The organism is Clostridium estertheticum (assembly GCF_011065935.2).
GTDB lineage: Bacteria > Bacillota > Clostridia > Clostridiales > Clostridiaceae > Clostridium_AD > Clostridium_AD estertheticum_A.
This window is the reverse complement of the sequence record NZ_JAAMNH020000001.1, coordinates 87,206-108,799: the sequence shown is the minus strand read 5'-3', so window position 1 is coordinate 108,799 and position 21,594 is coordinate 87,206. Positions and strand designations below refer to the sequence as shown.

19 protein-coding genes, 1 tRNA gene and 2 rRNA genes are annotated in these 21,594 nt (G+C 33.8%); 8 read left to right on the top strand and 14 right to left on the bottom strand.

Annotated features, from left to right (window positions below; genetic code table 11):
* Window positions 1-55: 55 nt before the first annotated feature.
* The 3 genes from G9F72_RS00580 to glgD all read left to right on the top strand — a co-directional run bounded on the left by G9F72_RS00580 (window position 56) and on the right by glgD (window position 3,753).
* A complete protein-coding gene (locus tag G9F72_RS00580) occupies window positions 56-1,267 on the top strand; it encodes an Nramp family divalent metal transporter (protein WP_164960027.1) in 1,212 nt (403 codons plus the stop codon).
* 221 nt (window positions 1,268-1,488) lie between these two features.
* A complete protein-coding gene (locus G9F72_RS00575; protein ID WP_164960009.1) occupies window positions 1,489-2,634 on the top strand; it encodes a glucose-1-phosphate adenylyltransferase in 1,146 nt (381 codons plus the stop codon).
* A gap of 9 nt (window positions 2,635-2,643) precedes the next feature.
* On the top strand, window positions 2,644-3,753 hold the full coding sequence (gene glgD / locus G9F72_RS00570) for a glucose-1-phosphate adenylyltransferase subunit GlgD (RefSeq protein WP_164960008.1): 1,110 nt from the start codon (window positions 2,644-2,646) through the stop codon (window positions 3,751-3,753).
* A 51-nt stretch (window positions 3,754-3,804) separates the two neighbouring features.
* Here the strand turns inward: glgD and G9F72_RS00565 are convergent, their stop codons facing one another.
* The 4 genes from G9F72_RS00565 to G9F72_RS00550 form a co-directional block, all read right to left on the bottom strand.
* Window positions 3,805-4,776, bottom strand: coding sequence for a M42 family metallopeptidase (locus G9F72_RS00565; protein WP_164960007.1), 972 nt, complete (start codon window positions 4,774-4,776; stop codon window positions 3,805-3,807).
* Between the two features lie 34 nt (window positions 4,777-4,810).
* Window positions 4,811-5,809 carry a M42 family metallopeptidase gene (locus G9F72_RS00560; RefSeq protein ID WP_164960006.1) on the bottom strand — a complete coding sequence of 333 codons (999 nt, stop codon included), beginning with the start codon at window positions 5,807-5,809 and terminating at the stop codon, window positions 4,811-4,813.
* Window positions 5,800-6,849 (bottom strand): M42 family metallopeptidase, encoded by a 1,050-nt coding sequence (locus G9F72_RS00555; protein WP_164960005.1) that lies wholly within the window; start codon window positions 6,847-6,849, stop codon window positions 5,800-5,802. The genes G9F72_RS00560 and G9F72_RS00555 overlap by 10 nt, the downstream gene beginning before the upstream one ends.
* 206 nt (window positions 6,850-7,055) lie before the next feature.
* On the bottom strand, window positions 7,056-8,216 hold the full coding sequence (locus G9F72_RS00550; RefSeq protein ID WP_164960004.1) for a mechanosensitive ion channel family protein: 1,161 nt from the start codon (window positions 8,214-8,216) through the stop codon (window positions 7,056-7,058).
* A gap of 203 nt (window positions 8,217-8,419) precedes the next feature.
* Here G9F72_RS00550 and G9F72_RS00545 point away from each other — a divergent pair, with 203 nt between their 5' ends.
* From G9F72_RS00545 to G9F72_RS00530, 4 genes are all read left to right on the top strand, one after another.
* Entirely contained in the window at window positions 8,420-8,797 is a 378-nt protein-coding gene (locus G9F72_RS00545) for a GntR family transcriptional regulator (RefSeq protein WP_164960003.1), read from the top strand.
* A 74-nt stretch (window positions 8,798-8,871) separates the two neighbouring features.
* On the top strand, window positions 8,872-9,732 hold the full coding sequence (locus G9F72_RS00540; RefSeq protein WP_164960002.1) for an ABC transporter ATP-binding protein: 861 nt from the start codon (window positions 8,872-8,874) through the stop codon (window positions 9,730-9,732).
* On the top strand, window positions 9,732-10,397 hold the full coding sequence (locus tag G9F72_RS00535; protein ID WP_164960001.1) for an ABC-2 transporter permease: 666 nt from the start codon (window positions 9,732-9,734) through the stop codon (window positions 10,395-10,397). The genes G9F72_RS00540 and G9F72_RS00535 overlap by 1 nt, the downstream gene beginning before the upstream one ends.
* 83 nt (window positions 10,398-10,480) lie before the next feature.
* The gene (locus G9F72_RS00530) at window positions 10,481-10,684 is read left to right on the top strand and encodes a hypothetical protein (protein WP_164960000.1); all 204 of its coding nucleotides are present in this window, start codon (window positions 10,481-10,483) and stop codon (window positions 10,682-10,684) included.
* Between the two features lie 79 nt (window positions 10,685-10,763).
* Here G9F72_RS00530 and G9F72_RS00525 read toward each other — a convergent pair whose 3' ends face one another.
* From G9F72_RS00525 to G9F72_RS00495, 7 genes are all read right to left on the bottom strand, one after another.
* Window positions 10,764-11,177: a hypothetical protein gene (locus G9F72_RS00525; protein ID WP_164959999.1), complete on the bottom strand. Its 414-nt coding sequence runs from the start codon at window positions 11,175-11,177 to the stop codon at window positions 10,764-10,766.
* A 187-nt stretch (window positions 11,178-11,364) separates the two neighbouring features.
* The gene (locus G9F72_RS00520; RefSeq protein ID WP_164959998.1) at window positions 11,365-12,066 is read right to left on the bottom strand and encodes a response regulator; all 702 of its coding nucleotides are present in this window, start codon (window positions 12,064-12,066) and stop codon (window positions 11,365-11,367) included.
* Window positions 12,035-13,636, bottom strand: a complete 1,602-nt coding sequence (locus tag G9F72_RS00515; protein ID WP_224675909.1) for a DUF4118 domain-containing protein — start codon at window positions 13,634-13,636, stop codon at window positions 12,035-12,037. Before G9F72_RS00515 ends, G9F72_RS00520 begins: the two co-directional genes overlap by 32 nt.
* A 104-nt stretch (window positions 13,637-13,740) precedes the next feature.
* Window positions 13,741-14,241, bottom strand: coding sequence for a DNA-binding protein (locus G9F72_RS00510; RefSeq protein ID WP_164959996.1), 501 nt, complete (start codon window positions 14,239-14,241; stop codon window positions 13,741-13,743).
* Window positions 14,217-15,752 carry a TrkH family potassium uptake protein gene (locus G9F72_RS00505; RefSeq protein WP_164959995.1) on the bottom strand — a complete coding sequence of 512 codons (1,536 nt, stop codon included), beginning with the start codon at window positions 15,750-15,752 and terminating at the stop codon, window positions 14,217-14,219. Before G9F72_RS00505 ends, G9F72_RS00510 begins: the two co-directional genes overlap by 25 nt.
* A gap of 113 nt (window positions 15,753-15,865) precedes the next feature.
* Entirely contained in the window at window positions 15,866-16,525 is a 660-nt protein-coding gene (locus G9F72_RS00500) for a potassium channel family protein (RefSeq protein WP_164959994.1), read from the bottom strand.
* Window positions 16,522-17,175, bottom strand: a complete 654-nt coding sequence (locus G9F72_RS00495; RefSeq protein ID WP_164959993.1) for a potassium channel family protein — start codon at window positions 17,173-17,175, stop codon at window positions 16,522-16,524. Before G9F72_RS00495 ends, G9F72_RS00500 begins: the two co-directional genes overlap by 4 nt.
* Before the next feature lie 411 nt (window positions 17,176-17,586).
* Between G9F72_RS00495 and G9F72_RS00490 the strand changes: the two genes are divergently transcribed.
* Window positions 17,587-18,165, top strand: a complete 579-nt coding sequence (locus tag G9F72_RS00490) for a tetratricopeptide repeat protein (RefSeq protein WP_164959992.1) — start codon at window positions 17,587-17,589, stop codon at window positions 18,163-18,165.
* A gap of 30 nt (window positions 18,166-18,195) precedes the next feature.
* On the opposite strand, the gene G9F72_RS00485 is transcribed toward G9F72_RS00490, so the two are convergent.
* The 3 genes from G9F72_RS00485 to G9F72_RS00475 form a co-directional block, all read right to left on the bottom strand.
* A tRNA-Lys gene (locus G9F72_RS00485) sits at window positions 18,196-18,271 on the bottom strand.
* 5 nt (window positions 18,272-18,276) lie between these two features.
* A 5S ribosomal RNA gene (gene rrf, locus G9F72_RS00480) occupies window positions 18,277-18,393 on the bottom strand.
* A gap of 57 nt (window positions 18,394-18,450) precedes the next feature.
* Window positions 18,451-21,375, bottom strand: a 23S ribosomal RNA gene (locus tag G9F72_RS00475).
* Window positions 21,376-21,594: the final 219 nt, after the last annotated feature.

Sequence of the window (21,594 nt, the reverse complement as noted above, 5' to 3'; positions counted from 1 at the left end):
AGTGAAATTCCCAAATATTAGAAACCTTTTAAAGGATGATCATAAACCTAAATTTATGGCATTAGACTTCATTAAATACATTGGACCGGGGCTGCTTGTGACTGTGGGATTTATAGACCCTGGTAATTGGGCAGCAAACGTTTCTGCTGGCGCCAGTTATGGCTATACTCTACTTTGGATGGTGACCCTTTCAACTATTATGCTAATTATTCTTCAGCATAATGCGGCCCATCTTGGAATTGTTACCGGTAATTGCATAGCGGAAGCATCTACCGCCACCTTAAAACCAAGGCTAAACAAAGTGGTGCTTGGCTCCGCTGTTCTAGCTGCAGTATCTACCGCCCTTGCAGAACTTCTTGGTGGTGCTATTGCTTTAAACATGTTATTTGGTATACCTATAAAACTAGGAACAGTATTAGTTTTATTATTAATATTATGGATGCTATTCACAAATTCCTACAAGAAGCTAGAAAAATGGATTATAGGCTTTGTTTCCATAATAGGAATATCTTTTATTTTTGAATTAAGTCTTGTGCACATAGAATGGGGAAAAGCAATGATAAGCTGGGTTAAACCTTCTTTTCCTAAGGGGTCTATCCCAATAATAATGAGTGTGCTGGGCGCGGTTGTAATGCCCCATAATTTATTTCTACACTCAGAAATAATTCAAAGTCGTCAGTGGAATTTGAAAGATGAACTTATTATAAAAAAACAATTAAAATATGAATTTATGGATACATTCTTTTCCATGATAGTAGGCTGGGCTATAAATAGTGCTATGATCCTTATTGCAGCCGCTACTTTCTTTACACAAAAGATTAACGTTACGGAGCTTAGTCAAGCTCAACAAATGCTTACCCCCTTGCTTGGAAGTGTAGCCTCAGTGGTATTCGCTTTAGCTCTACTCTTTGCAGGAATTTCCTCCTCAGTTACCGCAGGAATGGCTGGTGGTAGTATTTTCGCCGGAATATTTGGTGAACCTTATGATATTCATGATATACATACTAAACTTGGAGTAGGAATTACTTTGGTTGGTGCTGCAATAATTATATTTTTTATAGCACAACCTTTTAAAGGTCTCATCTATTCACAAATGCTCCTTAGTATACAACTACCTATAACTATATTCCTCCAAATATATTTAACATCCTCTAAAAAGGTTATGGGCAAATATTCAAATACTAGATTTGATAAAATCGCTCTTTGGATTATTGGACTTATAGTAACAGGACTTAACATAATGCTACTTTTAAGCTTTATATTATAATTTACACAATATATAAAAAAGAATTGGGCGCAATATTGCACTCAATTCTTTTTTATTATTTACTTAAATTATAAATGTTTCTTTGAAAAGGCATTATATCACCCTCTTCTTAATATACATAGGTAAGGTACTATAATAAAGCTTTAAGCATATTTAAGAAATAGACAAGCTTACTAATTGGTTGTTTTTTGAAGATGCCTTAGATAAGGGAGGTATTAAAGATGCAAAAAAAAGAGATGATAGCTATGATCCTGGCAGGTGGACAAGGTAGTCGACTTAAGATGCTAACTAAAAACACTGCAAAGCCCGCAATACCTTTTGGGGGGAAGTATAGAATTATTGATTTTACTCTAAGTAATTGTTCAAATTCAGGAATAGATACAGTTGGAGTACTAACACAATATCAACCACTTGCACTAAATTCTCATATAGGTGTAGGCGTCCCTTGGGATTTAGATAGAAATAACGGTGGAGTTACGCTTCTTCCTCCTTATATGGATGAAGCAGGTGGGGATTGGTATAAAGGTACTGCTAATGCAATCTATCAAAATACTAATTTTATAGACTCCTACGACCCAGAGTATGTACTTATTCTATCCGGCGACCATGTCTATAAAATGGACTACTCCAAAATGCTCAATTTTCACAAAGAAAAATCTGCTGATGCTACTATAGCCGTTATAGAAGTTCCAATAGAGGAAGCACCTAGATTTGGGATAATGAATACAACTACAGATAATAAAATATATGAATTTGAAGAAAAACCTGAAAACCCAAAAAACAATATGGCCTCAATGGGTGTATATATTTTTAATTGGAAATTCCTTAAGACTTTTTTAAAAGAGGATGAAAACAATAGACACTCTAGTAATGATTTCGGAAAGAACATAATACCTGCTATGCTTAAAAACGAAAAAAATCTATATGCATATCCTTTTAAAGGCTACTGGAAAGATGTAGGTACTATTAAAAGCCTATGGGAAGCAAATATGGATTTAATAGATGACAATAATGAGCTAAATATTCATGATGAAACTTGGAAAATATATTCCATTAATCCTACAAACCCAGCTCAATATATAGGACCTAATGCGAAAGTCAGTAATTCACTAGTGGTAGAGGGCTGTATTGTACTTGGGGAAGTTTCTAATTCAGTACTATTTCAAGGAGTTACAGTTGGGAAAAACTCTAAAATATCAAATTCTGTTATAATGCCTAATACCAAAATAGGGGACAGCGTTATTATTGATAAAGCTATAATAGGTAATAATGTTATTATAAGAGGTCATTCGCTTATAGGTATTTCTGATGACATAACTCTCATTGCAGAAGGCACTGAAATTAAATCCAATTCAGTTATAAGATGAGGTGATTAAATGCTTACTAATTATATGGGTATATTGAATTTAAACGAAAATGAAACAAATATAATAAGTCTTACTAAAAATAGACCACTGGCTTCTATTCCCATAGCTGCTAGATATAGAATTATAGATTTTGCATTATCTAATATGGTTAATTCAGGTCTTAAAAACATTGGGCTTTTTACTCAAAGTAAATCTCGTTCACTAGTAGATCATTTAGGTTCAGGTAAACCTTGGGATTTGGACAGAAGACTTAATGGACTATTTGTTTTCAACTTTGGAATTGCGGGCACCTCTTTAAATGATGCAGAAATGTTGTGGAACAACATGGAGTATCTATATAGAAGTAAAGAAAAAAATGTTATTATCTCCCCTTCTTATATGATAGGAAACATAGATTATACTGCTGCCGTGAAGTATCACGAAGAGATGGAGCAAGATGTAACTGTAATATACAAAAATATTAATACCGGTACTAAAAACTTCTTAAACTGTGATGTACTAAATATAAATGAAAACAATAACGTACTAAGTATAGGAAAAAATATAGGTGCTTATGATAGTTTAGATATTTCCATGGAAATGTTCATTATGAAAAAGGACCTTTTAATATCGCTTATTAATAAATGTGTACAAACTGGTTCTTATTGTACTATTAAGGATGCTATATATAAAAGCATTAGTGAATTATCGGTTACAGCTTTTGAATTTAAAGGATATCTTCAATGCATAAACTCCATAAGTGCTTACTATAAAGCTAATATGGACATGTTAAACACAAAGACAACTAAAGAACTATTTTTTAGTAATGGACCTATTTATACAAAAATTAAAGATGAACCACCTACTAAATACTCCCATGAAAGCAAAGTCAAAAATTCCATAATTGCTGATGGATGTATTATAGAAGGGACTATTGAAAATAGTATAATATCACGGGGAGTTGTGATTCATAGTGGAGCGGAAATTAAAAATTGTATTATCCTTCAAAACTGTGAAATTAAAGAGAATTCTAAACTCTTTAATGTGATAATGGATAAAAACGTAATTATAGATAAAGGTAGGCAACTTAATGGTGATGAGGAATTCCCACTTGTAATTGAAAAAAGAGCACTATTTTAATTGTAGAAATATAGCAGCAATAACCTTATAAGTTATTGCTGCTAGTTAATTTTATATAAGCTCTTTAAGTAAATTTATTGTATCCTCTACATCCTTCATAGAAACCATTTCTGATATAGAGTGAGTGTATCTACATGGAATTGAAAGTACCCCTGTTTTTATTCCACCATTTTCTTTATGAATGTTCCCACCATCTGTACTTCCATTTGAAATTCCATATTGAATTTTTATTTCAGCCTTTTGAGCTGCATTCTCAAGCATTTCTTTAATTTCATGATGCATAATTAGAGTTCTATCTTTTATCTTAATTATAGGTCCTTTTGCCAGTTCTAATTTTCCTTCTCCACCAATATAATCTCCTGCTTCCTGTGTGTCTAGTACTATGCAATAATCGGGCTGCACTGTATAAGCTGCTGCTCTTGCTCCCCTTCCCCCTAATTCCTCTTGAGTAGAAAATACAAAATACAGTTCATTTTTAGTTTCATTAATTTCTTTTATCATTCTAAGCAGAATATAGCATCCAATCCTATCATCTAAACATGGACTCATTATTTTATCTTCAACTTCCATGCCATCACATAAAAGACATGCTGTATCGCCTTCTTTGATTTTCTTTAACGCTTCTTCTCTTGAAGCTACGCCAAGGTCTACAAATAAATCTTCAATTTTTGGTTCTGATTTTGCAGCACCAACTTTACCCATAGTACCATTTTGAAAGACAACGAAATTATGTACTATTTCAGAGGGATGAATCCCGCCTATATTACCTACTCGTACAAAACCATTATCCTCTATATATGTAGCTATAAGACCTATCTCATCCATATGAGCACAGAACATTATTTTATTTGTACCACTACCTTTACCTTCATCTCCCCCTAATTTAACTATTAAGTTCCCCATCTTATCTTCTTTTATATCACAATTAATGCCACTTAATTCTTCTCTTATAACCCCTCTAACCTCTTCTTCACGGCCGCTAACACCAAAAGCACTAACTAGTTTTTGTAACATTATATCCATAATTAATCCTCACTTTCATAATACTTTATTATTTTTACAATGTTTTTAGCCACTCCACCATAAGTCTTACAGTGTTTTTATAATCTTCTATACTTGCTACTGAAACAGAAGAATGTATATATCTACAAGGCACTGACACTGTAGCTACCTTTGCTCCATCTCCTGACATAAGTATAGCTCCTGCATCATTTCCACCAGCAATGGCTCTCCTTAGCTGATAGGGTATGTCCTTATTTTCTGCTACCTTTATTATTGACTTTAAAATGTCATCATTAAAAATACTAGTCTTATCCATAATAGATATTGCAGGCCCTTTACCTATTTCTGTAGCTCTTAAATGACTTGTCACACTCGGCATATCTGCGCATATTGTTCCCTCTAGGGCAACTCCTATATCTGGTTGTATATTGAAAGCAGAAACATAGGTTCCTCTCTCTCCTACTTCCTCTTGCACATTAAAGCTAACATAAAGGTCACAATTATAATTTTCTTTTAATATTTCTATAGCAACAGCACAGCCCATTCTATCATCAAAGGCTTTTCCTTTAACAAGTCCATCTCCAAACTCGCCATACACCATATTGAATACTACAAATTCTCCAAGCTTAATGATTTTTTTAGTTTCTTCTTTAGAACTCGAACCTATATCAATGCAACAAAGACTAGCTTTTACATTCTTTTTTCTTTCCTCGGCGTTTTGTAGATGAATTGGTTTAAATCCTATAACTCCAGTTATTTTATTTTTGCCTATTAATACAACTTTAGATAGAATCACCTTGCCGTTAATTCCACCTAAGGATTCAAATCTTAAAGTCCCATCATCATTATATCCCGTAATAATAAAACCCACTTCATCCATATGGGCATCTATAAGTACTTTTATGCCACTACCTTTTTTGTGAGCAATAACATTACCCATCACATCTACTTTTATCTCATCTACATAATTCACAATTTCACCTTTTATGATCTCTCTTACTTCTCCTTCAAACCCTGAAGGACCTGCAGCATTAGATAATTTTTCTAAAAGCATAGTAATTCCTCCACGTCCTTTCCACTTACCTTTTCAATAAATTTGGCTATTATTCTTCCTGTATTAATAATATCCTCCATATTAACAACTTCTACTGAAGTATGCATGTACTTAATTGGTATGGATATTAATAGTGTAGGGATACCTCCTCTAGTTACCTGAATATCCCAAGCATCTGTTCCAGTATTACCGGGTTCAACTTCTACGTTATAAGGAATTGCGTACTCATCAGCTATTTCCATAAGCCTTGTTCTAAATTTAGTATGTATATTAGGACCAAAACATATAACAGGACCACCACCTAGCTTGTTTTCGCGATCCGTATCTCCCATAGGCCCATTATCAAAGGTTACATCTATAGCAATAGCCATGGTTGGCAATAAATCATAACTTGCCATTTTAGCTCCTCTATGACCTACTTCCTCTTGGCAAGAAGCTACAAAATAAACATCTAAATCATGATTTACTTTTTCTAGTTCTTTACAACAAGTATACATAGCTACAATACCAGCCCTGTCATCTGCAGCCTTACAGGTTACGTTATTGTTTAAGAGTTCATAGAAATCTCTTTTTAAAGTTACAAAATCACCAATACTTACAAGCTCTTGTAATTTTTCTGTGCTATATCCCGTATCAATTGTTAATCCCTTTATAGTAACCGATTTTTCACTTTCTTCCTCACTCATAAGATGCGGTGGCTTAATCCCTATAATGCCATCTATCTTCTTTTTACCATGAATAAGTACCTCCTGTGAAACCAAGGTCTTAGGATCAATGCCATTCCCAATAAACTTTAAAAATCCCTTTGGCATTATCTCAGTTATCATAAGAAAAACCTCATCAGAATGTGCCATAAGCATTATACTTTTTTTCATTTCATTTTTGTTACCTTTTTTAATAGCATAAAGATTATTTAATTTTCCTTCCACAACTTCGCAATAGGGCTCAAAGGCCTCTTTTATTAGTGGATGTATCCAATGTTCTCTCCCACTTGGAGCATGTGCAGTGCATAAGTTTTTTAACATTTGCTTTTCGTCCATAATATCCTCCTACTTGAGCTTTTAGTACAAACTAATATTACAATCCCTACTTATCTTTATTCTATGTATAATGATTTTTTCCTCCAATATATCAGTGTAATTTTTGAAACAATTTTCATGCTATTAAAAATAAGAAAACTTCAGGGTAATACCCCAAAGTCTTAAGTTCTTATCATTTTTCTCCAGTTTTTATTGAAATTTTCTGTTTAGATTTCCTTTTTCACAAGTTTATCTACTAGTTTAAAATCCTCTTCTATTCTATTAGGTAAGCTTTCCACATAAATACTTGTGCTTGGAAATGCCATTGAAATTCCTTGCTTTTGTAAAATCTCAATTAAACTAAAATTGACATTTTCTTTTATTTTAAAGTATTCATCAAAATCTGCTGTATCAGTAAAGAAAGTTATTAAAACACTTAAACTAGTTCCACTGAACTTATCAAATCTGACAAGAACGCCTTCTTTGCTAACTTGTGAATGATTCTCTAACATATGTCTTATGCTATCCACACAAATCTCTAGTTTCTCCTTTGAGGTTCTATAAGTTAACTCTAAATTAAAACTAACTCTTCGTTTGCCTCTTCTACTAAAATTGATTACAGCTTCATCAATTAATTTTGAATTAGGAACTACTATTAATGATTGATCAATGGCTCTTATTTTAGTAGTTCTAAAAGAAATATCCTCTATGCTACCTTCTAATGAGTCATTACTAACCCAATCTCCAATAGTGAAAGGTTTATCTAATATTATAAAAATACCTGCAATAATATTAGCTGCTGCATCTTTAGCTGCTAGTGCAAAAGCAAGTCCTCCTAGTCCAAGTCCCGCAACGAACCCTTGAATATTATATCCCCATTTTTCAGCTATTATAGTAAACGCTAATGCTAAAAATACAAGTCTTAATGTCTTTGACAGAAACGGGAACAATACTTTATCAACCTTTATATCATAGGCTTTATGCATTCTCTCAAAGAGCACTGAAGATTCGCCAGTGAGATTATTTATCCCCCAAGTAATTAGAATTATTACGGCAGAACTAAAAAGCTTATCTATGGTTATAATCCTAATTGGAATTCCTGCCAAAGTTAGAATTTTAAAAGCAAAATAAAATCCTAATACCTCAAAAAAATTGGTTAGAGGTTTTTGAAAAGCCTCTACTATTTTTGTATCTGCATTAAACTTTGTTTTATTAACAAGTCTCATTATTATTTTAAATACATATTTTGCAAATACCTTTTTTAATAATACAAATAATGCAAAAACTGCAATAGCTATACCTATATATTTGTATTTGTAGGATTGCATATCAGTAAAAATATATTGTATTTTGTTTTCTACAAAAAACTCAACTATAGATTGGAACAAAACATCACTCTCCTTTTTATCTTATGTTTATGTATATAATCATTTTAAGCTAATAATGTTATTTTCTCAATGGATTATACAGGAAAAAGCGAGTTCTTATTAATATATTCATAAACTAAATTTTAAATATTTATTGACAATAAATGTTATCGCGTATATACTGTTTATATAGTATATGTACACTATGAACAAAGGAGTCAATTATGAATATAATAATTTCTAATTCATCACAGCATCCAATTTATGAGCAAATAGTAACTCAAATTAAAACTGCCATTATGAAGGAAGACCTTTCACCAGGGGATGCGCTACCTTCTATAAGAAGTTTAGCAAAAGATCTTCAGATAAGCGTTATAACAACTAAGAGAGCTTATGAAGAGCTTGAAAGAGATGGTTTTATAGAAACTGTACCTGGAAAAGGTTCCTATGTTTCTGGTCAAAATAAAGACTTAATAAGAGAGAAACGATTATCAGCTATAGACGAAAAGCTTACGGAGGTCGTAACTGAGAGTAAACACTTAAATTTAAGCTTAGAAGAATTACAAAGTATGCTACTGCTGCTATATACAGAAGAAAATTAATATCTAATGGAATTAAAATGGTTTAACTATTTATAATTATTGCGTTTTACCAAACTAATTAAGGGGAGATAAATATGGATAATATTTTAGAAATTAAAAATCTGGGAAAATCCTATAAAAACTTTACTTTAGATAATCTGTCTTTTAATGTTGAAAGAGGCTCCGTAATGGGATTTATAGGACCAAACGGAGCTGGAAAAAGTACCACCATAAAACTTATAATGAATCTTATTAAAAAAGATTGTGGAAACATAAATGTTTTTGGACTAGACAACTTAAAACATGAGAAAGAAATCAAAGAAAAAATTGGTTTTGTATATGATGAAAACTACTTCTATGAACAATTAAACATCATAGAAATGAAAAATATACTTAGTCCTTTCTATAAAAGCTGGGATAATAGCTTATTCGAAAAATTTGTAAAAGAATTTGAACTACCTAAGAAAAATAAAATTAAAACCCTATCAAAAGGAATGAAAATGAAATTTTCTCTAGCACTCGCTCTTTCTCATAATGCAGAGCTAATTATAATGGATGAACCTACCTCTGGACTGGATCCAGTATTCAGAAGTGAACTTTTAGATATTTTATACAATATAATTCAGGATGAAAATGTAAGTATATTCTTTTCAACTCACGTAACTACTGACCTTGAGAAGATAGCAGATTATATTACTTTTATCAATAAAGGCAAATTAGTTTTCTCACAAAGTAAAGACGAAATTATTGAAAATTATGGTTTAGTTAAAGGTGGTAAAGAACTTTTAGACAATGATACTAGACGTGAATTTGTAAGTATAAAAGAAAGCGGTTTTGGATTCGAGGCTCTAACAAAGGATATTAACAGTGCAAGAAAAATATTTAAAGATAAAGCTATTATTGAAAAGGCATCTCTTGAAGATATTATGGTATATTCAGTTAGGGGGAATGTTTAATGTTTAATTTAATAATAAAGGATATAGCTATTCAGAAAAAGACCTTATTATATGCTCTTCTTTATGCTATTTTTGCACCAATTGCTTTTTTTTCCATGGGCCCAAGTGTCGCCTTATATGTTCTGCCCCCTATGGGAATTACCTATATATTCATAAGCATTGCGGTAAGTTATGATGAAAAAAACAAAAGCGAAATTGTACTAAATAGTTTACCAATTAAAAGAGATGATATTGTTATATCAAAATATATATCAGTATTTGTATTTGCAACCATAGGTATTATTTATTCTATATTAATTGGATTTATGGGAAAAGCTACTGGACTTCCAATGTTTACTAGGTCAATTTCATTATTGGATATTGTTATAGTTTTAACGTCTGTATGTATATTTACTTCTATATTTTTTCCTATGTACTTTAAATTTGGGTATATAAAAATGAATTTCTTTAACGTTCTGCTTATGATGTTGTTTTTTTTCGTACCAACATGGGCTATTGATTATGCTACTAAAAATCCAAATAATATTTTCGTACAAAAATTCACTTACTTTATAAATAACACTTCTAGTTTTACGCAAAATTCACTAGCTCTAATAATAGGCTTAATTTTCTTTTTAATTTCTCTAATGATCTCTATACGGATATATAAAAATAAGGAGTTTTAAACTCCTTTCATTTTTAGAATAGCACCATAGTACACATTGCTATTATCAAATTTAATTAATAAATTAGATTGGAGGTGTTTTAATTGAAAAAAGACAAATTCTTGAACATTGTAACTCGAAATTTTCATATCTACAAAAATAGTTGTACTATGTTTCTTTGGGCGTTATCAGCAGTACTTAGTATATTAGCAAATAAATTTGGTACGTTATATTTAGTTCTTGGGATTTTACCAATTTTTGCATTTAGTGTACTTTTTACTAATGAAAGGAAAAATACTTATTTATAACAAATACGAGAATTAAATTAGGTACAGCCTCATAAACATTTCGGCTGTACCCGTGTATATATTTAATTATAAAAACTAATTAACAAGCTGATTTTCTACCTGCCTCATTATTTTTTAAATGTCCAACATGCAATCCATTATGTTTAAGAAAATTTGATTTTTTATCTTTCTTCTCCATAGCATCTCCGTAGTCTATATTTTCTTCATTAAATCTATAAAAAAATGAAGTTAATTTTTCTAAATTTTTATCTGCTGGTTTATATGTTGGATCAAATACGTATGCAGCTCTATAATATTTACAAGCCATAGATTCATCCCCTTTATACTCTGAAATGATCCCTAGTAAATTGAATACTTCTGCGGAATGGTCATTTTCAATCATATCTGCAATTAAATAATTATATGCTAAATCACATCTATTTGACTTTATTGCATTAATAGCTTGTTTTATATTATTTTCAAAAGAACTTTCTTCATTTATACTTCTTAACATACTATCACCTCAAGTTATCCTTTCACTTTTTATTTGATAATTATATTTTATCAAAACCACTATCAATTAGCTATTAAGAAGATATAAAGATATACTCTTCAGTATAAAGATTGTGTTAAGGTTTTATAATTCATCAATTTTCAAATAAAAAAGATGAGGCTAAATAAAAAGCTTCATCTTTTAAATATTATTCATCTACTAAACGATAACCTACGCCGACCTCCGTTAATATATACTGTGGCTCTGCAGGGTTTTTCTCTATTTTTCTTCTTATATTAGCCATAAATACCCTAAGAGATTGTGAATCGTTATCAAAATAACTTCCCCAAATCTCATCAACTATGTATTTATGAGTTAACACACGACCTGCATATCTTGACATTAGCTCAACCAATTTGTACTCCATTGGTGTTAAATGTATTTCTTCATTTAAAATTGTAACTCTATGTTTTTCAAAATCTATTTTTAAATCCTTAACCACAAATACTGATTGCACATCATTTTGCGAATTATTATCTTGATTAAAATGTCTAAGTGCCACCCGAGTTCTGGCTAAAAGCTCTGCTACACTAAAAGGTTTGGTCAAATAATCATCTGCACCCTTATCTAAGGCTTCAACCTTTTCACTTTCACGTCCACGAGCTGAAACAACTATAATCCTAGCTTTTGTAGACTCCCGTACCTTATCAATAACGTTAAGTCCGTCCATATCCGGTAATCCTAAGTCTAAAATTATTATATCTGGGTTATGGGAAAAAATAAGGGTTATAGCCGCATTTCCAAATTCAGTTTCAATGCACTTATATCCTTGTGCCTCAAGTGAAACTTTCATAAACTTTTTAATTGGTTTATCGTCTTCAACTATTAAAATCAAAGGCTTTATATCCATTATCATCACTCCTTATTTCAGGCAAACTAAATCTAAACGTCGCTCCCCCAGAAGAGTTATTTAAAGCTTCTATACTTCCACCATGGCCTTCTATAATAGACTTACATATAGCAAGCCCTAGTCCTATACCTCGTCTTTCTAGGCAATCGCCCCTAGTTTTAGTATAAAACCTATCAAATATAGCCGTTATATCTTCTTTTGGTAAGCCTTTTCCATTGTCAGATACCTCAAAAATCACATTATCTTGCTCTTCTATAACTTTAACTTTTATGATGGAATTATCCGGTGTATACTTTATAGCATTATCAATTAAATTAATAAGAACTTGCTCTATTAATAACCCATCTACAAATAATATAATCATATTTTCTGGTAAATCAGTCACAATATTATGATTCCCTGAAAATCTTTTAACCCTGGATATAGACTCGGCAATAATTTCCTCAACAACCTCTACATCCTTCTTAATTTCCAGCTTGCCCTCATCTATTCTTGTCATACTCAATATATTTTCAACTGAATGTATAAGCCAGCTTGTGTCTTCATAAATGATAGCAAGAAGCTCTTTCTTGGTGTCGTTATCAAGTTTATCATAATTGTCAGTAATGGTAGAAACAGACCCCAATATTCCGGTTAGTGGAGTTCTTAAATCATGTGAAATTGACCTTAGAAGATTGCCCCTAAGCCTTTCTGTCTCAGTCTCTAAGTTTATCTGTCTTTTCTTTTCATATAAATCTTCTCTTTCAATAGCTAAAGCTATTTGTGTAGAAACGGACTCTAAAAGAATCTTCTCATTTTTCGATAAGGTATTTTCTTCTAAACATGCTATTCCAATAATTCCAAGAATCTCGTTTTGTCCTTTAATAGGATGATAATACCCAACACTATTTATAGAGATTTCAGCTTCTGCACCTACTGATTTACCTGCTTTAAAGCATTCTTCAATTGCCTTAGCCTCTACATCTGACTTGAATATGTCCCTATTATATTTTCCATTAACGCTATAATCACTTGGCTTTTGCAAATTATTTTTATCATCTAGTATAGCTATCATAATAGTTCTATCAAACATATCAACTAAATTATCCTCACAAAATTCCACTACTTGTTTTTTATTTCTTGCTGTAAGCAATGATCTATTAATCTTATATAAAATTTGCATTCTATTTTCACGTATTAAAGATATTTTAGCTTGTGTTTTAACTCTTGAAGTTAAAGTACTTGTAATAATTGCAGCTATTAACATAATAATAAAAGTTACAGGATAATCAGCTCTATAAGCTAAAAAGCTATAGTATGGCACCGTAAAGAAAAAATTAAATGATAACACTCCAATTATTGCCCCCAAAATACCATAAAGATATCCATCAGTACTTCTTGATACAAATAATACCCCTAAAATAAATACTATTATTATATTTGACTCATGAAGCTCAATTTTTCTAAATATCAGAGATATTATAATGGATAAAATCATAATTAATATGGTTTTAAACAAATTAGTAATTATAATTATTTTAGGTTTAATTTGTTCATATTCATTATGTTCAAGAGATTTGCCTTTTTTCAAACTCCCCATCGCCTTCCTAATATATCTAAATTCTCTTAATAACCAGTACAAATATCAAAAGTTAAAACAAAAATGTTTATTTTAAAATTCTAAAAAAAAGCAATTCACTTTGAAATGCTTTTAGTAAATTTAAAATATGAAAAAAGCAGAGTAAGCGTTATAACTGTTAATATTAATGCTATAACTTTTTTATTATTACTTATAGGGATTGTTACCATTCCCCCAGCATCTATAATCTTAACTGAGTTTGCATGGACATCCATATCTCCTCCATGCTGCGTGCAAGCCCTATTAAAAGTCCCATTTATCTCTACGATGTCTCCCTTATAACCATACTTACCAAAGTTTTTTATACTTTGAGCTTGTTTACTGTCAATCCATATTCCCATAGCTGTGCTTCCATCACTTATATTTACCCAGGAATATTCTCCTCTATTCATAGCTTCCCCAATAGCTTCACCCTTTAGTATGATTTTACTATTATCAATTTTTTTGCTATTTTCGATTAAATCATTATAATTATTATAATCCTTTGCCTTGCACGTAATAGCAAAAGAAAAAACTAAAATACCTATTAATATTATTGTCTTAAAAGTCTTAGCCATAATTTCTTAATACCTCCAAATGCAGCTCCTATTAGTACAAATACAGATATAAATTCTAGTCTTCCTAAATACATTGCAATTATATAATAGATCTTCATTGCAGATGGCATTGATGGAGTAGTGATCCCAATGGATAAGCCAACATTTCCTGTAGCCGAGGCAGCCTCAAACGCTGAGCTTAGCACTGGGTATCCATAATAGGTTCCGAGTGCAGTTCCTATAAAAAATAATAGTATATAACATATTATTATTAGGTAAGCAGATTTCACCATTCCATCATCTAAAATAATTTCTTTTATATGATGAAACTTAAACACTTTTATTTTTCTGTCAGAATTTAATAATTTGTCTATCTCTGCAACTATACTTTTAAAAACCAATCCTACCCGAAGTCCTTTAAATCCACCTGCCGTAGAACAAGCTGATCCACCTATAAGCATGGCTATTATAAGCATAACCACAGGAAAATCTCCCCATTCAGTAGCAAACTGACGAGCATAAAGATTACCAAACCCAGTAGTTGTATGAGCTGATAATACATTATATACCCCTTTTCTAAAAACTGATATACCATTACTATACACACCTGAATTTGTTAGTTTTAATGCTACAAAAAATGAGATAAGTAAAGCCGTAATAAAGAAACTCTGTGTTTCAATATTCTTGAATATTTCTTTTTTATTGCCTTGCCATACAGCATAATGCAGTGCAAAATTTAAAGAACCAATAACAAATAAAATCATTGTTAATAGCTCATAGGATAGACTATGATAATACAAGATATTTTGAGACATTGGTGCAAACCCACCTGTGCTCCAGGCAGACATAAAAATAAATAATCCATGAAAAAAAGCACTTACAGGCTGTAATCCTATAAACATTCCATTAATCCAAAGCATAGTAGTACCTATGACTAAATACACAATACTTATTTTCCAGATGATTCTGGCTGTATTTTTTACATTAGGTACGAGTTCAGCATCCTTACCTTCTCCAACATACATTTTATAAGCACCTAATGTATGGTTTACCATAAAACTTAATGCTAGTACAACCATACCTTGCCCTCCAACAAAGGTAATAATATGTCTCCACATATTTAGTCCCAGTGAAAGATGGTCAAGATCTTGAGTAAGTACAAGTCCTGTGGTTGTAAACCCACTCATAACATCAAAACATGCATCTAAGAAAGACACGGTTTTTCCACTAAGCTGGTAGGGAACCGCACATAACAGTGTTAATATAACCCATGAACTAGATGCAATGATTAACCCATGCTTCCATTGCACTTTCACTTTATCAATCTTGCTTCTACCTGTAAACATAAGCAATATTCCCAAACAAAGAGCTATACTTATACTAATAATAAAGTCTAAAAGTGTACTCCATTCCTTAAACATAAGTGAAGTCAATATGGGTATCAACATTAAACTTGCAGTTGCAATGATTACATATCCTACATAAAAATTTATTATCCTAAAATCTCCAAAATCTTTTGTTATTTTTTTCATATAATCACCTCGTAAGCATCATATTAATGCCATATAAAACAAATAAAAACATTAGTGTATATCCTATCTCTGTAATTACTCCACCTATAATCTTTTTGCTTGTCATAATTTATTTACCCTCCAATTATAGATTTCTCTACATCTTTCTTTCTATCTGCATTTGTTATGATAAGTACTTTATCGCCTTCTTTTATATCCACAGTGCCTCTTGGGAAAATTACTTTCTCACTTCTTATTATAGATAGTATTAGACATTCCTTAGGCAGCCTTAACTTTTCCACAGATTTATCTTTCCATGCACTATTTTTATCTATTTTTGCTTCTACTAATATCATTTCACCTTTATTTATGTTTTCTATTACTTTTATTGGTTCACTATTAAATTCGCCTTCTATTAAATTACAAATTACTTGGGTGCTACATACAGTCTTATCTACTCCTAGAGCCTCAAAAATTGGTATATTTTTAGGATTGTTAATTCTAGCTATTGTTTCATTGATATTAAAGTTAACTTTAGCCATCTGACAAATAACCAAATTTTCTTCGTCCTTTCCAGTTACTGCAGCTACTACTTCAGCTTCCTCTATATCTGCATCTTTTAGTACTTCAACATCTGAACCATCCCCACATATTATATCCACATCAAGTTCTTCAGCTATTTTTTGGCAAATTTGCTGGTTTTTTTCTATTAATGTTACTCTGTGTTTTTTCTCTATTAATGCTTTAACAAGATAGTATCCTACTTTTCCACCACCAACTACTACTGCCCTCATATAAGCTTCTCCTTCATTATTGCCTTTACTAGCTTTTCTTTGTTATCCTTATTTATACTACAGAATATTTTATCTCCTATTTCAAATAGTTGATCACTATTGGGTATAGAGTATTCTCCATTCCTTGCAATAGCGCATATCCTACAATTAAACTTATCTTCTATTTCTAAAATATTATCAAATTTAAGTTTATTTATTGTAATCTCTTCTATAGATATGTCATTGCTCAATATCAATAATGTATCAGACTTTTTATCGATGATTTTGTTTTTAATCATATTTATACTTACTTCCGTTGGACTTATAGTTTGTAGTCCTAGCTTTCTATAAATAAATTCCCTTGATGGGTCGAAAATTCTAGCTATTACTCTAGGTACCTTAAATATATCCTTTGCGATTTGACTAGCCATAATATTTATATTATCTGCTGGAGTCATGGCCAAAAATAGATCTGCTTTATCTATTCCTGCTTCCATTAATATATCATTATCTATTTCCACTCCTTTAATCTTAATTCCATTAAAGCCACTTCTAAGTCGCTCCAAATTTTCTGCGTACTTGTCCACTATTACCACATCATGACCGTCATTAGAAAGTTCCATGGCAAGTCCACTGCCTAATCTACCACAACCTATTATTACAATATACATAATATATTCTCCTTACCTCAATTTCTTTATCAAAAAAAATAACGTACTACTAGAATTAAGTACTACATGCATATTTTAAGCAATTATAGGGAATAATGCAACTTTCCATATCTGTTCTTAAAATGATTCTCCTATTTGTTATATGCGGTCTAGGGAATCTAACATTGCCATCCTTTGTTTACATTCGCTATACTTCATTTCCCTCATAGTATTAAACAAATAATTGAGTATATGAGTTTTATTAAAGGTATATATTGTATTTATACCCTCATAATCCTAGAATTTAATATTATTTATTATATTTCAATTATTAATTTACAGTTGCTTATAATTAATAAAAGTCTTATACTAATATGTAAACTTAAAAATATACTTTTAATAATATAATTTCATTTGGAAAAGAGGGCAACTATGAAAAAAGTTTTAGTTGTAGATGATACAAAAAATATTCGTACACTGTTGGGCATTTATCTTAAACTAAACGGATTTGAAGTTCTGATGGCTACTAATGGCAATGAAGCATTATCCATAATTGATACCCAGCCTGTAGATCTAATATTTTTAGATATTAAAATGCCCGAAATAAGCGGCACAGAGGTTCTAAAAAGAATTAGAGCTAAAGGTATAACTGCGCCCGTAGTAATTATGACAGCTTTTGCCACAGTTAAAAATGCAGTGGATTGTACAAAGCTTGGTGCCCTTACTTATTTACAGAAACCTTTTACTACAGATAAGATTAAGACTATTATTGATGAAACGATGACAGAAAAAGAGGTTCCAAATGCAAGAAATATCGAATATCAATTAATGATTATAAAAAAATTAATAGCTGAGAATAACCTAAAAAAAGCATTGGATACATTAAAAGTAGTTTTATCTACTGATCCTAATACTCCTGAAATTTATGAATTAATATCTATAGTATATAGTAGGCAAGGTGACTTGAAAAAGGCTGAAATATTTCATAATATGGCCCAGCAATGGAAATAAAAAAAGCACTTCATAAAGAAGTGCTTTTTTTGGTGGCTTACCGGGGAATCGAACCCCGGACACCATGATTAAAAGTCATGTGCTCTACCAACTGAGCTAGTAAACCATGTTACCTGGCGACGACCTACTCTCCCACAAGGTTGCCCCTGCAGTACCATTAGCGCATTGAAGCTTAACCTTCGTGTTCGGTATGGGAACGGGTGTTACCTTCATGCCATAATCACCAGATTGAGAAAATTTATATTCTCTCAAAATTGCACAGTGAAATTTTCGCTTATATATATTAAGGTCAAGCCCTCGACTTATTAGTATTAGTCAGCTGAACATGTTACCATGCTTACACCTCTAACCTATCAACCTGGTGTTCTTCCAGGAGTCTTACTAACACCGTGCTTACGCACGAGTTATGGGAAATCTCATCTCAGGGTGGGCTTCACGCTTAGATGCTTTCAGCGTTTATCCCTTCCAAACATAGCTACCCAGCGATGCCACTGGCGTGACAACTGGTGCACCAGAGGTTTGTCCATCCCGGTCCTCTCGTACTAAGGACAGCTCCCTTCAAATTTCCTACGCCCGCGACGGATAGGGACCGAACTGTCTCACGACGTTCTGAACCCAGCTCGCGTGCCGCTTTAATGGGCGAACAGCCCAACCCTTGGGACCTACTTCAGCCCCAGGATGCGACGAGCCGACATCGAGGTGCCAAACCTCCCCGTCGATGTGGACTCTTGGGGGAGATCAGCCTGTTATCCCCGAGGTAGCTTTTATCCGTTGAGCGATGGCCCTCCCACGAGGTACCACCGGATCACTAAGTCCGACTTTCGTCCCTGCTCCACTTGTAGGTGTCGCAGTCAGGCTCCCTTCTGCCTTTGCACTCTTCGCGCGATTTCCAACCGCGCTGAGGGAACCTTTGAGCGCCTCCGTTACTTTTTTGGAGGCGACCGCCCCAGTCAAACTGCCCACCTAACAATGTCCTGTGACCAGATTCATGGCCTCCAGTTAGAACCTCAGTACTGTCAGGGTGGTATCCCAAGGATGACTCCACACAGGCTGACGCCCATGTTTCTCAGTCTCCCACCTATCCTGTACAGACAATACCGAAATTCAATGCTAAGCTACAGTAAAGCTCTACGGGGTCTTTCCGTCCAATCGCGGGTAGCCAGCATCTTCACTGGCACTACAATTTCGCCGGATGTGCTGTTGAGACAGTGCCCAAATCATTACGCCATTCGTGCGGGTCGGAACTTACCCGACAAGGAATTTCGCTACCTTAGGACCGTTATAGTTACGGCCGCCGTTTACTGGGGCTTAAGTTCATACCTTCGCTTGCGCTAAGTAATCCCCTTAACCTTCCAGCACCGGGCAGGCGTCAGCCCCTATACATCAGCTTTCGCTTTAGCAGAGACCTGTGTTTTTGCTAAACAGTTGCTTGGGCCTATTCTCTGCGACCTACTTTCGTAGGCACCCCTTCTCCCGAAGTTACGGGGTCAATTTGCCGAGTTCCTTAACAGCAATTCTTCCGATGGTCTTAGGATTCTCTCCTCACCTACCTGTGTCGGTTTGCGGTACGGGCACCAATATCCTCGATAGAGACTTTTCTTGGCAGCGTGGAATCAGATACTTCAGGAATAAATTCCCTTCCCCATCACATCTCAGCGTTAAGAGCAAACGGATTTGCCTGCTTGCTCCGCCTAAATGCTTAGACACACATCCAATAGTGTGCACATCTTATCCTCCTGCGTCATCCCATTTCTAATAACGTCCATTGGTGGTATCGGAATATCAACCGATTGTCCATCACCTACGCCTTTCGGCCTCGGCTTAGGTCCCGACTAACCCTGAGAGGACGAGCCTTCCTCAGGAAACCTTAGGTTTTCGACCGTTAAGATTCTCACTTAACTCTCGCTACTTATGCCAACATTCTCACTTCTGTACCGTCCACCACTCCTTACGGTATGACTTCAGCCAGTACAGAAAGCTCCTCTACCGCGTACACATAGTGTACACCCATAGCTTCGGTGGTAAGTTTTAGCCCCGGACATCTTCGGCGCAGGATCTCTTGACTAGTGAGCTATTACGCACTCTTTGAATGAGTGGCTGCTTCTGAGCCAACATCCTAGTTGTCTTAGAAATCCCACATCCTTTTCCACTTAACTTACACTTTGGGACCTTAGCTGATGGTCTGGGCTGTTTCCCTTTTGACTACGGATCTTATCATTCGCAGTCTGACTGCCGAAATAAAAGTATATGGCATTCGGAGTTTGATAGAGTTCAGTAACTGTTGTCAGCCCCTAGCTCATTCAGTGCTCTACCTCCATTACTCAATTAATCGACGCTAGCCCTAAAGCTATTTCGAGGAGAACCAGCTATCTCCGAGTTCGATTGGAATTTCTCCGCTATCCACAGCTCATCCCATGGTTTTTCAACACCAACGTGGTTCGGACCTCCACGGAATTTTACTTCCGCTTCATCCTGGCCATGGATAGGTCACCCGGTTTCGGGTCTACGACATGCAACTATACGCCCTATTCAGACTTGGTTTCCCTTCGGCTCCGTACCTTAAGTACTTAACCTCGCTACATATCGTAACTCGTTGGCTCGTTCTACAAAAAGCACGCCGTCACACATATAAAGTGCTCCGACCGGTTGTAGGCACACGGTTTCAGGTTCTATTTCACTCCCCTTCCGGGGTTCTTTTCACCTTTCCCTCACGGTACTTCTTCACTATCGGTCACTAGGTAGTATTTAGCCTTGGGAGGTGGTCCTCCCTGCTTCCCACAAGGTTTCACGTGTCTCGTGGTACTCTGGATTAGATCTGACTGTTTTTCCTTTTCATTTACAGGCCTATTACCTTCTGCGGAGCAGCTTTCCAGCTATCTTCAATTAAGGAATTGCAGTATTTATGATCTATCCTCAACCCCTAGGTCAAAGACCTAGGTTTGGGCTCTTTCCCTTTCGCTCGCCGCTACTTAGGAAATCGATGTTTCTTTCTCTTCCTCCGGGTACTTAGATGTTTCAGTTCCCCGGGTCTACCTCTGCATACCTATTTATTCAGTATGCAGTACATAGTTGTTACTATGTGGGTTCCCCCATTCGGAAATCTTTGGATCACAGGCTATTTGCGCCTACCCAAAGCTTATCGCAGCTTAACGCGTCCTTCTTCGGCTCCTAGTGCCAAGGCATTCGCCATGCGCCCTTTGTAGCTTAACCTTTATCTTTATCTATTTGCATAGATAATTTCGTCTATTTACATAAACGTTTTAATTCATTTTGCGAAATTGTATTAAATCCATCTAACTACTTACGTAGTTTTAACTTATTAAAACAACTTTAATTTCACTGTGCAATTTTCAAAGAACATTTTTAGAAAGATTAAATTTTTAGTTAACTCAGAAGAGTTAACTAAAATTAGTCTCTCAAAATTAAACA

Bases quoted from the DNA above. Each gene is read 5' to 3' on its own strand.
- G9F72_RS00580 (WP_164960027.1), top strand. From the start codon at position 56: ATGGCATTAGACTTCATTAAATACATTGGACCGGGGCTGCTTGTGACT.
- G9F72_RS00575 (WP_164960009.1), top strand. From the start codon at position 1,489: ATGCAAAAAAAAGAGATGATAGCTATGATCCTGGCAGGTGGACAAGGT.
- glgD (WP_164960008.1), top strand. From the start codon at position 2,644: ATGCTTACTAATTATATGGGTATATTGAATTTAAACGAAAATGAAACA.
- G9F72_RS00565 (WP_164960007.1), bottom strand. From the start codon at position 4,776: ATGGATATAATGTTACAAAAACTAGTTAGTGCTTTTGGTGTTAGCGGC.
- G9F72_RS00560 (WP_164960006.1), bottom strand. From the start codon at position 5,809: ATGCTTTTAGAAAAATTATCTAATGCTGCAGGTCCTTCAGGGTTTGAA.
- G9F72_RS00555 (WP_164960005.1), bottom strand. From the start codon at position 6,849: ATGGACGAAAAGCAAATGTTAAAAAACTTATGCACTGCACATGCTCCA.
- G9F72_RS00545 (WP_164960003.1), top strand. From the start codon at position 8,420: ATGAATATAATAATTTCTAATTCATCACAGCATCCAATTTATGAGCAA.
- G9F72_RS00540 (WP_164960002.1), top strand. From the start codon at position 8,872: ATGGATAATATTTTAGAAATTAAAAATCTGGGAAAATCCTATAAAAAC.
- G9F72_RS00535 (WP_164960001.1), top strand. From the start codon at position 9,732: ATGTTTAATTTAATAATAAAGGATATAGCTATTCAGAAAAAGACCTTA.
- G9F72_RS00525 (WP_164959999.1), bottom strand. From the start codon at position 11,177: ATGTTAAGAAGTATAAATGAAGAAAGTTCTTTTGAAAATAATATAAAA.
- G9F72_RS00520 (WP_164959998.1), bottom strand. From the start codon at position 12,066: ATGGATATAAAGCCTTTGATTTTAATAGTTGAAGACGATAAACCAATT.
- G9F72_RS00510 (WP_164959996.1), bottom strand. From the start codon at position 14,241: ATGGCTAAGACTTTTAAGACAATAATATTAATAGGTATTTTAGTTTTT.
- G9F72_RS00505 (WP_164959995.1), bottom strand. From the start codon at position 15,752: ATGAAAAAAATAACAAAAGATTTTGGAGATTTTAGGATAATAAATTTT.
- G9F72_RS00500 (WP_164959994.1), bottom strand. From the start codon at position 16,525: ATGAGGGCAGTAGTAGTTGGTGGTGGAAAAGTAGGATACTATCTTGTT.
- G9F72_RS00495 (WP_164959993.1), bottom strand. From the start codon at position 17,175: ATGTATATTGTAATAATAGGTTGTGGTAGATTAGGCAGTGGACTTGCC.
- G9F72_RS00490 (WP_164959992.1), top strand. From the start codon at position 17,587: ATGAAAAAAGTTTTAGTTGTAGATGATACAAAAAATATTCGTACACTG.